A 13,192-nucleotide genomic window follows, 5' to 3' on the forward strand; every position below is an offset into this window, starting at 1 on the left:
GCCGTGCACGGGCTTTTTTATTTTATACTTCTATTCATGCCCCTACCATACTTGATAAGCAACTTCTATCCTGCTATGTTCAGTGGCAACCAGCATCTGAGTATAACCATAACTGTGATCTATGTAGCTAACAAGTATGTTGCTTTGTAGCTGCTGTTCATCCTCAGGCTAATTTACTTATACTTTCATAGCTACATTTTGTGCGCTCAGGGCCGCGGGGCCTCGTTCTCGGGTATCGCGCTGTCTAGCTTTCCTTTGCTCCTGCGTCGCAATATCGCTGTCGCGATACCGGAAAAACTCGCATAGGCGCTCTTTAAAGAGGGCCCCTACCCCCACCCAAGGACTGGAAACAACACGGCTTCGTTAGCGGCTATGCAACTGGAACAGAATTGTAGGGACAGGTCGCGACCTGTCCGTGCTATACCTACAGCTATGAAACTAATACTTGAAGTATAGCAGTAGCAGAGATTCCCCTCCTTGGATGGGTGCAGGGGCAGGTTTATACTTTACCATTTCCAGATCTCTCCCGCTGGTCGAGATGACAGAAATGGGAATAACCGAAAACGCTATACTTTGGCTAAGCAGCCAACAACATCAGGAGATACACCAACATCCGTATAGCCATCTCTGCTTACTGATCCTGCAAAGTATAAACATACTCAACTAAGCTTAAAATAATGTATATTTGCGCCCTGATAATAAACGATAAGAATAAATGGGACTCAGATGCGGAATTGTAGGACTGCCAAACGTAGGTAAGTCTACTTTGTTTAACGCCATTTCTAATGCCAAGGCAGAATCTGCCAATTACCCTTTTTGTACCATAGAGCCAAACGTAGGCGTGATTACGGTGCCTGACGAGCGCCTGCAGATCCTCGAAGAACTGGTTCATCCGGAGCGTGTGCTGCCAACCGTAATCGAGTTTGTTGACATTGCCGGTCTGGTAAAAGGTGCTAGCAAAGGCGAAGGGTTAGGTAACAAGTTCCTTGCAAACATCCGCGAGGTAGATGCCATCATTCACGTAGTGCGTTGCTTCGAAGACCCTAACATTGTGCACGTAGCAGGTAAAGTAGATCCTGTTTCAGATAAAGAAATCATCGATACAGAGCTGCAGCTGAAAGACCTGGAATCGATTGACAAAAAAATGCAGAAGGTGCAGCGTTCTGCCAAAGCCGGTGATGCCAAAGCTAAAAAAGAACTGGCCAGCCTGGAGAAGTATAAAGCGCACCTGGAGCAGGGTCTGAATGCCCGCAGCATGGATGCCACCGAAGATGACAAAGAAGCTGTTGCTGACCTGAACCTGCTTACCGATAAGCCGGTGATCTATGCTGCAAACGTAGACGAGGAATCCGTAAACACAGGCAATGAGTTCTCAAGAGCACTGGAGGAGCACGTTAAAAACGAAAATGCACAGGTGGTTCTGATCTCTGCTTCCATCGAGGCGCAAATCGCTGAACTGACCGATCCGGAAGAAAAAGAAATGTTCCTGGCTGAGTATAACCTGAAAGAATCTGGTTTGAGCAAGCTGATCAAAGCTTCTTACAGCCTGCTGGACCTGATCACTTACTTTACGGCCGGTGTGAAAGAAGTACGCGCCTGGACGATTGGAAAAGGCTGGAAAGCTCCTCAGGCTGCGGGCGTTATCCACTCCGACTTCGAGAAAGGCTTTATCCGTGCTGAAGTGATCAAGCTGAAGGATTACCAGGAATACAAGACGGAAACGAAGATCAAAGAAGCCGGTAAAATGGCTGTAGAAGGCAAAGATTACGTGGTGCAGGACGGTGACATCATGCACTTCCGCTTCAACGTATAAACTGACAAAACTATCAAACACAAAAAAGGCAGGTACCACACCTGCCTTTTTTTATACTTCATTTTTCAATACATTATACATACTGTCTGAACGGCAACACAAAATACTGAACGGCCTGATAAGACAAATCACACATATTCAGCACTTGCTTTATAGCCCCTGAAAAAAGACAGTATTAAGGATTAACTGATTACTATTTATTGATAACTGATAACTGCCCTCTACCTCCTGTTAAAATAAATTTCTTCATATCCGATCAACAAATCGGCTCTCGTACCTGGCGGGCGATAATAGATCAGGATGTCGTAGCTGTTGCCGGTTTCGAAATGGCTTCCTTCAAAATAGCTTTCGTCTGGTGCGCCATTGTTTGGCTTTAAAGTATAGTAGTAGTTGTAATACCCCTGTTTCAGTAACAAACGACCGGTATAGGCCTGCCGTTCGGCATCGTAGCGCATGCGGGCTTCGTTGCTTAGCTGCCAATCCGTAAGGGCTCCGAGCAAGTATACTGTCCCGTTTGCCTCCTCTGCTGCCTTCAACTCAAAATCAACCCAGGTATAGTCGGCGTTCACCATGGCATAGCCATACTCCCGGTTGCCGAAAATCTGCTTTCCGTCTACGTCAGGATCCTGGCTATACGCTGCCCCCTGCCGGTTCTGGTCTGATTGCAGGTAAACATCGATCGGCGTTTTTTCAAGGTCGATCTTATCAATACCAACCCCTTTGTAACGAATGCTGCGCGTATCAAATGGGCGGAACTCGCTAAGCCCGAGGAAGTGGTCTTTGGGCTCAAAGAACACATACTCCAGCCGCCGCTGATCGTCGCGCACAAAGGTTGGTCTTGGGTAAGTTTTGGCATTGTCCCAGCGGTGGTTCTGGCGCATGATGGCTTTCACCTCCTGCGATGGATTTACAAGCGGATAATCTTTGTAGAACACGTTAAACTCTACTGGCTGTCGCGAAAAGCGGCCGTTTGTTCCGGTGGGCACTCCGAGCTTTGCTGCAACAACAACCTGGTTCTGGTAAACCAGCAAACGCCGTGTAAGTAAAATACCTCCTCCCTCCTCTGCCACCTGCAGCAGGTAATTGCCGCTGATCTTTACCCGAGGCACCCGAAAGCGGTAATGCACATAGGGCACCCGTGTGTTCACCGAATTCTGTACATCTGTCACAAAGAACTCGTTGAAATCGTTCAGGTACTGTGTTTCTGTTAACGAGGAAGGCGTCCAGTCCATGTTGCAATGTACCAGTTTAGCTACCAGGCGCTGGGGATTGGCATTCAGGCGATCGAACTCAAGTATAACCGGTCGCTCCTGGCTAAGCGGCGTTACAGCAGGTTCAAGTACTTCTTCAGGTACGCCGGTCGCAACATAAAACTGCACCGACTTTATACTCTGGTCGTAGACATAATCCTCATATCGTACAGGAGTTTGATTGCTGACGGCACCGGTAGTGCTCTGCCCCTGTTGCTCAATGGGCACACAGGCTACCATACCGGATGAAAGCAGAGCAGCCAGCAGGAAAGTATAAGATGTTTTTCTTAACATGAGTAGCGCAGGCTGGTTATAAGCAGAAGGCGTCTAACTTAGTGCCTGTTTTGTTTGGCGTACTAAATATACCTAAAAGTACCTGATTGGCAAGATGCCAGCAATCCAGGCAAAGTATAAATTGCTTACAACCAGCTTCCCTGTGTGCTTATTATCTGCTGCTTACGCTACCTACTATTATGTAGAAAATCCATCCGCGTTATAAGTATAAATCTGCTTAGTGCTCCAGAATGGATTTAACTGTTATACCAGCCACAAGCGTTTTCTGCACCGGGCAGCGATCCGATATCTGCTTCAGTCGCTGGCGCTGTTTCTCATCCAGGTCGCCGTACAGTTTAACATGCTTTACAACCTGGGTAAGCCTTGCTTCATCCAATTCGCAGTGTTCGCAATCGTCTGCATGCTTGCGCTCGTGCTTCAGTTTGATTTCAACGCGATCCAGCGGCCACTGCTTGTGTTTGGCGTACATGTGCAGGGTAATTGCAGCACAAGAGCCGATAGCGCTAAGTATGTAATCGTAAGGGTCCGGGCCAGCGATTTCTTTGTCAGACTCATCTATGACGAGCGTTTGGCCAGCAACTTCTATTTCGGCTTTCAGGCTGCTCTCTTTATCAACACTAACTTTAACTCTGCTCATGGCTGCACTATTATAGTTCTTTAAGTGTAAGAAGTATAAGTATACGGCAGAAACCAGCTGTTGTACTTAGGGGCGCTAAAGAACCTGGGAGGCATCGGAAGCTTAACTATCTAAGCTTAAAAACGAAGCGTAAACGTGGTGCCCTTGCCAAGTTCCGACTGTACCAGCACGGTACCCTTATGCAGGCGCATGATCTGGCGTGACAAGCTTAGCCCTATCCCTGAGCCGGATTTCTTGGTGGTGAAAAAAGGTATGAAGATTTTAGCCATTGCCTCTTCCGTCATACCTTGCCCTTTATCGCTTACTTCAATGCTGATGCGGCTGCGATCGTCCAGGTAAGCACGAAGCGTAACCCGTCTGTCAGTCTCCTCCTGCGTTGCCTCCAGCGCGTTTTTAACAAGGTTAATAAGCACCTGAGAGATCATACTTCTGTCTGCAGACAACAGCAGCGGCCCTGAAGGAATATCGATCTTGAGACTGGCATGCTGCGCCGCAAATTGCTCCCGCAACAGCAGTTTGGTTTCCTGCAGCAGTTCCCCGACATTAAATAAGGTCATATGCGGAACAGAGATCGTTGTCAGGTTGCGGAAGTCGTTCACAAACCGGATCAGGCCATCGCTGCGCCGGCTTATCGTCTGCAGGCACTGCCCGATGTCTTCCAGTTCTTCCTTCAGCAGGGTAATCTCTTCGGCAGGCGTATCGATAAAACTGTTGATCTCCTCACCGGCGCTGGAAGAAAGCGATGCGATCGGAGTTACCGAGTTCATGATCTCATGGGTCAGCACCTTGATCAGGTTCTGCCAGGCTTCCATCTCTTTCTCTTCCAGTTCCCGTTGGATGTTCTGGATAGAGGCGAGTTTTACGGTATCGCCCAGCAAGGCCAGTTCGATCACATGCACCGACAGGTTCGCCTGCTCTCCTACCTGCCGTACCTGCACCAGTTGTTTTTCGCCATGCTCCATCTCCTGCAAGCCCAGCGCCAGAACCGGGCTAACACGGGCAAGTTCTTTTATATTTTGTGCATGGCCGATCTGTAAAAGTTTTTTGGCTGCATTGTTTAACATCAGGATCGTACCATCGGCCTTGTACGTGATGATGCCAATGCCGATGTGCTGCACAATTACTTCGAAGTAATGCAGGTGGGCCTCTTTCTCGGCACGCACTTCCCTGAATTTGTTCATTACCTCATTCAGGCGCAAAGCCAGTTCTTTCTGAACTTTACCCTCTCCGGTTACATGAAAAAGCTCGGTAAAATCATCGTACCGGATGGAATTGAGAAAACGCAGGAACTGTTTGTTGGTGCGCTCATGGTATTGTATGAACAGGTATACCTGCAGCAGGGCAAAAGCCAGCAAACCGATAAATGTACCCCTGTAATCCGGGTTTAAACCAATGCGGGAAAGGAGGTATATCGTACCGGCCAGCACAGCCAGTCGCAGCAACAGCTGGAGCCTGTAGTTATTAAAGCGCATACTTTTCCAGCCTTCTGTATAACGCACCTCTCGACAAACCTAATTCTTTAGCTGCTTTGGATATATTGCCTTCGTGCTTTTGCAGGGCACGCTGCACGGCATCGCGTTCGATTTCATCCAGGCTGATCGCTTCGGCAGCGGAAGTTTGGGTTTCTGAAGGCGCTGATTCCTGCAGGAAGAAGAAATCATCCGGCTGCAGCTCCCGGTTATCGCTCATGATACAGGCACGCTCCAGTACATGCTGAAGTTCCCGCACGTTTCCAGGCCAGTTGTAGCGCCGTAATTTAGCCAAAGCTGCCTCTGAAAGGCGCTTGATCGGTTGCTTATACTTCTGCCCGTAAATCGCCAGAAAATGCTCCGCAAACAGCGGAATATCCTCCAGCCGCTCCCGTAGTGGCGGCAGGTGTATCTCTACTGTATTAATGCGATAGAGCAAGTCTTGGCGGAACTCGTGGCGCTGCACCATCTCTTTCAGTGGCATATTGGTAGCGCAGATCAGGCGTACATTTACCGGTATAGGTTTGTTCGTGCCCACCCGTATCACCTCGCGTCGCTGCAGCACGGTTAGTAGTTTGGCCTGCAGTGCCGGCGACAGGTTGCCGATCTCATCCAGAAACAAAGTTCCTCCGTTTGCAGCTTCTATGCGGCCAATGCGGTCTTCTTTGGCGTCGGTAAAGGCGCCTTTCTTATGCCCAAATAACTCACTCTCGAAAAGTGTTTCGGTAATGGCACCCATGTCCACACTCACAAACACTTTATCGGCACGGGAGGAGCGCTGGTGTATGGTGCGGGCAATTACTTCCTTGCCTGTTCCGTTCTCTCCAAGCAAAAGGATATCGGCATCGGTTCTGGCTACTTTATCGATAATGGAGAACAGGTTGCGCATGGCCGGGCTTTTCCCCTCTATGATCGGCTGCTGCGTGCTGTTCAATTCGGCTGTAAGATTCTTATTTACTTCTTTTAACTGGTTTACCTCCTGGTACGAGCGGCGCAGTTTCGAAGCCGACGTGAGTGTTGCCAGCAATTTCTCGTTTTGCCAGGGTTTGAGCACGAAATCGGTCGCTCCTTCTTTAAGTGCCCGCACCGCCATCTCTACATCGCCATACGCAGTGATCATCACCACCACCGCCGACGGATCATACTTCAGGATTTCCTTTAACCAATAGAAACCTTCCTGCCCGCTGGTAATATCATGGCTGAAATTCATATCCAGCAGAATGATGTCAAACTCGTTGTTGGATACCAGAAAAGGGATCTTCTTCGGGTTCTTCTCCATCACTACTTCAGTGGCATACTTGCGCAGCAGCATTTTGGCAGAAAACAACACATCTTCGTTGTCGTCGATTACCAGTATTCTTCCGAGGTTTTGTTCCATGGCAGGGTAGCAATAAGTTTTTTGCACTGATACAAGTATAAAAGATTGTGCCAGGCTATTATACCCTAATTTACATCATTTTAGGATAAAATGTACTTTTAACTGTTCACTCATGGACAGTTAATGTCCACGAGTGAACACAGCCGGCCTTCTCAAACTGCCAGGAAATGATCTGTACCTTGTTTTAGGCTACTGGCACAGCAATTGGCATTGGTTTACTACAACAAGCTGCTCTGCGTGTTGGCAGTATACTTTCTAAAAAACTAAAAACTATGAAAATATTCATCACCAATAACCGGCAACCAGAGAAAAAGTACCTGACCGAGACCGTTAAAACAATTGCCTTTATTTCGCTATAGTTATACTTAAGTCTGATATACCATGCTCAAGATCTATTTCCTTACTGCCTTTAGATCGCTGTTACGCAACAATAGCTACAGCATCCTGAATATAGCCGGCCTATCGCTGGGGATCACCTGCAGCATTCTGCTTTTCCTGGTAATAAAGTATGAATTGAGTTACGATACCTTTCACGCGAAATCAGACAGAATTTACCGGATTAATGTCGACTCAAACTATGGCGATGGGGTATTCCAATCCTCTGCTATTCACTTTCCGGCTACAAAAATCCTGCGAAGCAACAATCCGGGATTTGAAAATATTACACAGATGTATGGTGAGGAAGGCGGCCAGATCACTGTACCTGCCAAAGGCAACGAGGCTCCTAAACATTTTAGGGAAGAAGGAGGCGTAGGTTTCGTAGAACCCGAGTTATTCGATATTTTCAGCTTCGATACCGGCGGCAAAGATCTGAGGCCATACCTGCGCGAACCAAACAACATTATCCTGACCGAGACCATGGCCGGAAAATACTTCCCGGGTGAAAATGCCGAAGGGAAAGTAGTAAAGTTCAACAACAGGTTAATGCTGAAGGTCGCTGCTGTTATACCTGATTTTCCTACCAATACCGACTTTCCTTTTGTTTTTCTTATCTCCTACCCTACCTTAAAAAGTTATAGCTCTTATGACCTGAACACCTGGAACGCGCTGGTAAGCAACCATAATGGCTATGTTCTTCTGCAGGAAAACACCGATGCAAAAACAATAGCAGCAAGTATAAACGCTACGTTGAGGAAAAGCATGCCCGACAGGAGGAGAACAAATGAAGTATTTGTGTTGCAACCGTTAAATGATCTGCACTTTAACGCCGCCTACGGAAATTATTCCCAACGCACCGTATCCAAAGAAGTGATCTGGGCAATGGCACTGGTTGGTTTATTCCTGGTGATTACAGCCTGCATTAACTTTATAAACCTAGCTACAGCGCAGGCTGCAAAAAGATCGAAAGAAGTAGGTATAAGAAAGGTTTTGGGCAGCAACTACTGGCAGCTAATACTTCAGTTTCTTGGCGAAACGTTCCTGATCACACTGCTGGCTACTTTCATATCTGTTATACTTACAGAATTGGCTTTACCATACCTGAACCAGCTTCTGGAACTAAAATTAGAATTCAGTGTAATAGATGACCAGGTTTTACTGTTGTTCCTCGTAGTTCAGGTGCTGTTGGTAACGTTATTTGCAGGTCTTTATCCTGCCTTTGTACTCTCCAGTTTCCAGCCCATTGCAGCCCTCCGGAGCAGGATGTCCAGCCAGAAAATGGCAGGCTTATCGTTGCGCCGGACCCTGGTAGTGGTACAGTTTACTATTTGCCAGGTACTTATTATCTGCACACTTGTAGTTAACGAACAATTGGACTACCTCCGGAACAAGGATTTAGGTTTTGACAAGGAAGCTGTCGTAACCTCTTTTCTGCCACAAGGCCAGGCCCTGAAACTGAAAGCGCTGCGGCAGGAAATGCTGAACAATTCTGCTATAAAAAATGTAACGTACGGCATTGCTCCACCTGCAGGTAACATTACCAGCCTCACCAATTTTGGATTTAACAATTCAAAAGAAGACGTTCCGTTTCAGGCTAACTTGAAGTTCGTTGACGAGAACTACCTGGATGTGTTCGATCTGAAACTAATTGCGGGCAGAAAGTTCAGGGATAACGAAAATGAAAATGACTCTACCTTACGCGTATTAATAAACGAGACCATGCGCCGCAAGCTCAATCTCAAATCACCGGAAGACGCTGTGGGTAAAAGTATAACTTTGAGCGGAGGTACTACAAAAGGCATCATTGTTGGAGTTATTGAAGATTTCCATCAGGCTTCCTTACGTGACCCGATCGATCCGATGCTGCTTATTGCACAACCTGCAAGTTACCTTTTCGTGATGACAAAGATCAACCTGAGCCAGAGCGCAGATGCCCTCCAACATTTGGAGAAAGTATGGTATAAAGCCTACCCGGATGATGTCTTCAACTATGAGTTTCTGGATGACACCATTGCACAATTCTACCGCGATGAACAACGACAGAGCACGCTATTCAAGGTTTTTGCTTGTATCGCCATCTTTATAGGTTGCCTGGGCTTGTATGGGCTGGTTGCCTTTATGGCTGCACAGCGGACCAAGGAAGTAGGTATCCGAAAAGTAATGGGGGCCTCTATCTTTAACATCACGGTGCTCTTCTCAAAAGAATTCGTGAAACTGGTGGTGATTGCTTTTATACTGTCTGCTCCGATCGCCTATTACCTCATGAGCCTATGGCTACAGGACTTTACGTACCGTATCAGCATTGGCTACTGGGCTTTTATACTTGCTGGTTCTGCTACGCTGCTGATCGCATTGATAACGATGAGCTACCAGGCCATACAGGCAGCGCGTGCCAATCCTGTATTATCGCTCAAGAGCGAATAAAGCCAGAAAAACTTTGTCTGCCCAATGTTCGGAAACTAGTCAGACAAAGTTTTTCTGGCTGAAAATGAAGCACATCAACCATGATGCCGGATTTTTTCTATCGCACGTTTTGCAGATAAGAAAACAGCCCCTATATTTGCATCACCAAATCAGTAGCACGGTCCGTTCGTCTAGGGGTTAGGACTTCAGATTTTCATTCTGGCAACAGGGGTTCGATTCCCCTACGGACTACTAAAATCAAAAAAGCCGCTTCATATCAAATGGAGCGGCTTTTTTGGTTCGTGTGGTGAGAATAAGGTCTTAGGTTCCTTTTGCTTTACTCGGGCCACTCTCAAAGTTTTTATTTTACAGGAGGAGTTAAATCAGGATTAAAAGCTTTTAGAGCAATGTATTCTTTACATACCCATAGCTTTGGGTTATGCTTTGGAAAGGATCCATGGATGCGGCAAAGTTCTCCTGTTCTACAAAAATGCGTTTCACACCGGAAAGACCGGCCTGACTGAAAATTTGTTTATAGTCTATACTTCCGCTGCCAATCTCTGTGTTCAGGTTTGGTGAGTTCTTGTCCATGTCTTTCACATGCCACATCACAAAACGGCCAGGGTGCTGCTTAAAGTAAGCGACCGGATCCTGCCCCCCCCTCACAAACCAGTAAAGATCGGCTTCCATACTTACCAGCGATGGATCGGTTTCTTTGAGCAGAATGTCATAACCCGTCGTGTCGCCGAACTTCTTGAATTCGAAATCATGGTTGTGGTAAGCCAGCTGTAGATTGGCTTGCTTACACAGTTCCCCTGCCTTGTTGAGCTTTTCTGCTATCGCTTTGTACGCATCGGCACTGCCCCGTACTTCTTCCCCCAGGTAAGGCACCGTAATGTAGGTTTGTCCTACTATCTTACCCGCATCGATGATAGTTTTTACCTGATCGGTATTGCCCGTTGCTATGTACTGGCCAAAATCGTAATGCCCGCTGCTGGAGATGAGTTTGTTGGACTGCAGCAGTTCCTTGAGTGCCTTTGGATCCAGCCCCCAATAGCCGCCATCTTTGGAGTAGCCATACGTTTCCACATCCTGGTAACCGGCCTGCGCTACCCTTACAATAACACCCTTTACATCTTTTGGCAGCAGCTCGCGCAAAGTATACAACTGTATACCCACCTGGCTCAAATTCGTGGAGGCTGCAGTATCGGCAGTGTCTGTAGTTGCTGCTGCATCTGTAGTGCTTTTCTCTTCTGCGGTCTGCTCCTGTGAGTTACAGGATACCAGGGAGGGAGCAATCACAAAGCCGGCTGATAAAAGGCCAAGTTGTTGCAGGAAGGAACGTCTTTTGTTCATAGATCTATCTCATTTAGAAGTATAAATTTGATACTGTAAGTGTGCATTACACATCACAGATCTGGATGGCTTTTGTGAGTGATGCCAGCTTGTCTTCGTTTTTAGGAATAAACTCCTGTGACACATAGCCTTTGAAACCGGTGTCTTTTATAGCCCGCATAATAGCAGGATAGTATAGTTCCTGCTTTTCGTCTATTTCGTTGCGGCCCGGTACACCGGCTGTGTGGTAATGGGCAATGTACTGGTGGTTGTCTTTTATAGTTCTGATCACATCACCTTCATCGATCTGCATGTGGTAAATGTCGTAGAGCAGCTTGAAGTTTTCGGAGCCAATTAGTTTTGCCAGCTCCACTCCCCAGGCAGTTTTATCGCATTGGTAGTCTTTGTGGTCGATCTTGCTGTTAAGTAGTTCCATTACCAGTACCACCTTATACTTTTCAGCAAGAGGCATCATCTTTTTCAATCCTTCTGCCGCATTCTTTAGCCCTGTCTCATCATCGAGGCCATTGCGGTTGCCACTAAAACAGATCAGGTTATTGTAGCCAGCCTTCGCCACGAGCGGGATCATCTCTGAGTAGTTCTTGATGAGCGTGGCGTGATACTGTTTGTTGTTCCAGCCTTCTGTCAGGCTTATCTCTGCACCGTTGCACATTGTCGAATGCAGGCCATACTTCTGCAGCGTGGGCCAGTCTTTCGGTCCCACTAGGTCGATGCCTTTTATACCCATTCCTTTCGCCGCCCTGCAAAGCTCATCCACCGACAGATCGTTAAAGCACCAGCGGCAAACAGCGTGGTTGATGTTGCCTTTTAATCGCGTTAAAACTTCTGATTCCTGCGCACATGCTGTTAAGGAAGGTAGCAGACCGCCAGCTGTCAGAGCGGCTGTTCCGGCAACTATACTTTTGAGCGCGTTTCTTCTTTGATCCCCGAACGACATAATTTATACTTTGAGTTTAAGGCAAACTTGTAATGGCAGCGTTTTTGTCGTGTTCCTGGGCAAGGGGCGATATTGCAGGCTGGTTGTTTCTATCTTTGAACAGAAGTATAAACAGCAGCAATACTGCTCCGGCAATGGCAGCTGGAATCAGCCAGATTGTTGTCCAGGCATGGCCTTCCGGCGTCTGGTAAGCATCCACGATTACTCCTGATAACATAGAGCCGATCAGCATGCCCACTCCGTAGGTAGCCAACGTAATCAAGCCTTGCGCCGAGCTTTTAAACCGTTCACCTGCCAGGTTATCGGTATAGATTTGGCCTGTTACAAAAAAGAAGTCGTAGCAGATGCCGTGCAGCACAATGCCGCCGATCAACATCCAGTAGCCTGAATCGACATTTCCATAAGCAAACAAGACATAACGTAGTACCCACGCCAGCATACCAATGGCCAGCATTTTCTTCACACCCAGGCGCACAAAAAAGAGCGGCATCAGCACCATAAACAACAGCTCTGAAATCTGGCCCAGCGACTGCTTACCGGCAGCAGACTCCATCCCGATCTCGTTCAGGAATGGATTGGTAAAGCCATAATAAAATGAAAGCGGTACGCAAATAGCCACCGACGAGAGGAAAAACAACAGGTAAGAACGGTTCTTTAAAATACCGATTGCATCCAGGCCCATCAGATCGGCCAGCGATGTTTTCTCCCCTTTTTTAACAGGTGGCGTAGAAGGCAACGTAAAGCTGAACAAACCAAGTATAAGCGAAGCAGCAGCGGCCATTTTGAACGTCATCCCAAGTTCTCCGTTCTGCTCCCAGTTCAGCCAACCAATCGTTACTCCAGCAACTACCCAACCTAGGGTACCCAACACCCTGATAGGCGGAAACTCTCTGCTCGGGTTCTGCATCTGCCGGAAAGAAATTGAATTGACCAGCGCCAGCGTAGGCATGTAAATGATCATGTACACGAGGATGTAGGGATAGAAGCTGTCGAAATCTGTTACCACAGACGCCTGCCACAATAACACCGCACCAATCAGATGCAGAATGCCCAGGATGCGCTGCGCCGGGAAAAACTTATCGGCAATCAGACCAACTATAAATGGTGCCGCAATAGCCCCGATAGACTGTGTCAGGAAAGCCATGCCTACCTGTGTGGCAGAAGTCTCTAGGTTCGATAAAAGGTAAGTACCTAAGGTAACAAACCAAGCGCCCCAGATAAAGAACTCCAGGAACATCATGATAGACAGTTTGATGCGGGTTAATGAATTCATGGCG

General features: G+C 47.3%; 9 protein-coding genes and 1 tRNA gene. 3 read left to right on the forward strand and 7 right to left on the reverse strand.

All coding sequences use genetic code 11. The annotated features are described in order from the left end of the window. The first annotated feature begins 715 nt into the window (after positions 1 to 715). Positions 716 to 1,813, forward strand: coding sequence for a redox-regulated ATPase YchF (ychF, locus tag MJ611_RS11785; protein WP_250430001.1), 1,098 nt, complete (start codon positions 716 to 718; stop codon positions 1,811 to 1,813). A gap of 221 nt (positions 1,814 to 2,034) precedes the next feature. On the opposite strand, the gene MJ611_RS11790 is transcribed toward ychF, so the two are convergent. The 4 genes from MJ611_RS11790 to MJ611_RS11805 all read right to left on the reverse strand — a co-directional run bounded on the left by MJ611_RS11790 (position 2,035) and on the right by MJ611_RS11805 (position 6,841). Continuing rightward, positions 2,035 to 3,357: a type IX secretion system plug protein gene (locus MJ611_RS11790; protein ID WP_250430002.1), complete on the reverse strand. Its 1,323-nt coding sequence runs from the start codon at positions 3,355 to 3,357 to the stop codon at positions 2,035 to 2,037. 217 nt (positions 3,358 to 3,574) lie between these two features. Next, positions 3,575 to 3,994, reverse strand: a complete 420-nt coding sequence (locus MJ611_RS11795; RefSeq protein WP_250430003.1) for an OsmC family protein — start codon at positions 3,992 to 3,994, stop codon at positions 3,575 to 3,577. A gap of 116 nt (positions 3,995 to 4,110) precedes the next feature. Beyond that, positions 4,111 to 5,466, reverse strand: a complete 1,356-nt coding sequence (locus tag MJ611_RS11800; protein WP_250430004.1) for a sensor histidine kinase — start codon at positions 5,464 to 5,466, stop codon at positions 4,111 to 4,113. Next, positions 5,456 to 6,841, reverse strand: coding sequence for a sigma-54-dependent transcriptional regulator (locus MJ611_RS11805; protein WP_250430005.1), 1,386 nt, complete (start codon positions 6,839 to 6,841; stop codon positions 5,456 to 5,458). Before MJ611_RS11805 ends, MJ611_RS11800 begins: the two co-directional genes overlap by 11 nt. Positions 6,842 to 7,222: 381 nt before the next feature. Between MJ611_RS11805 and MJ611_RS11810 the strand changes: the two genes are divergently transcribed. Further along, positions 7,223 to 9,643 (forward strand): ABC transporter permease, encoded by a 2,421-nt coding sequence (locus MJ611_RS11810; RefSeq protein WP_250430006.1) that lies wholly within the window; start codon positions 7,223 to 7,225, stop codon positions 9,641 to 9,643. Between the two features lie 159 nt (positions 9,644 to 9,802). After that, positions 9,803 to 9,874: transfer RNA gene (locus MJ611_RS11815), tRNA-Glu, on the forward strand. A 147-nt stretch (positions 9,875 to 10,021) separates the two neighbouring features. Here MJ611_RS11815 and MJ611_RS11820 read toward each other — a convergent pair. From MJ611_RS11820 to MJ611_RS11830, 3 genes are read right to left on the reverse strand one after another with little or no spacing between them, the layout of a single operon-like run. Next, on the reverse strand, positions 10,022 to 10,978 hold the full coding sequence (locus MJ611_RS11820) for a sugar phosphate isomerase/epimerase family protein (protein WP_250430007.1): 957 nt from the start codon (positions 10,976 to 10,978) through the stop codon (positions 10,022 to 10,024). A 46-nt stretch (positions 10,979 to 11,024) separates the two neighbouring features. Beyond that, a complete protein-coding gene (locus MJ611_RS11825; protein ID WP_250430008.1) occupies positions 11,025 to 11,915 on the reverse strand; it encodes a hydroxypyruvate isomerase family protein in 891 nt (296 codons plus the stop codon). 16 nt (positions 11,916 to 11,931) lie between these two features. Continuing rightward, entirely contained in the window at positions 11,932 to 13,188 is a 1,257-nt protein-coding gene (locus tag MJ611_RS11830) for a nucleoside permease (protein WP_250430009.1), read from the reverse strand. Between the last annotated feature and the right edge of the window lie 4 nt (positions 13,189 to 13,192).

Source organism: Pontibacter ruber (genome assembly GCF_023630205.1).
Classification (GTDB): Bacteria; Bacteroidota; Bacteroidia; order Cytophagales; family Hymenobacteraceae; genus Pontibacter; species Pontibacter ruber.

What these genes read in the sequence shown, in the direction of transcription:
- ychF (WP_250430001.1), top strand. Translation starts at nt 716, where the DNA reads ATGGGACTCAGATGCGGAATTGTAGGACTGCCAAACGTAGGTAAGTCT.
- MJ611_RS11790 (WP_250430002.1), bottom strand. Translation starts at nt 3,357, where the DNA reads ATGTTAAGAAAAACATCTTATACTTTCCTGCTGGCTGCTCTGCTTTCA.
- MJ611_RS11795 (WP_250430003.1), bottom strand. Translation starts at nt 3,994, where the DNA reads ATGAGCAGAGTTAAAGTTAGTGTTGATAAAGAGAGCAGCCTGAAAGCC.
- MJ611_RS11800 (WP_250430004.1), bottom strand. Translation starts at nt 5,466, where the DNA reads ATGCGCTTTAATAACTACAGGCTCCAGCTGTTGCTGCGACTGGCTGTG.
- MJ611_RS11805 (WP_250430005.1), bottom strand. Translation starts at nt 6,841, where the DNA reads ATGGAACAAAACCTCGGAAGAATACTGGTAATCGACGACAACGAAGAT.
- MJ611_RS11810 (WP_250430006.1), top strand. Translation starts at nt 7,223, where the DNA reads ATGCTCAAGATCTATTTCCTTACTGCCTTTAGATCGCTGTTACGCAAC.
- MJ611_RS11820 (WP_250430007.1), bottom strand. Translation starts at nt 10,978, where the DNA reads ATGAACAAAAGACGTTCCTTCCTGCAACAACTTGGCCTTTTATCAGCC.
- MJ611_RS11825 (WP_250430008.1), bottom strand. Translation starts at nt 11,915, where the DNA reads ATGTCGTTCGGGGATCAAAGAAGAAACGCGCTCAAAAGTATAGTTGCC.
- MJ611_RS11830 (WP_250430009.1), bottom strand. Translation starts at nt 13,188, where the DNA reads ATGAATTCATTAACCCGCATCAAACTGTCTATCATGATGTTCCTGGAG.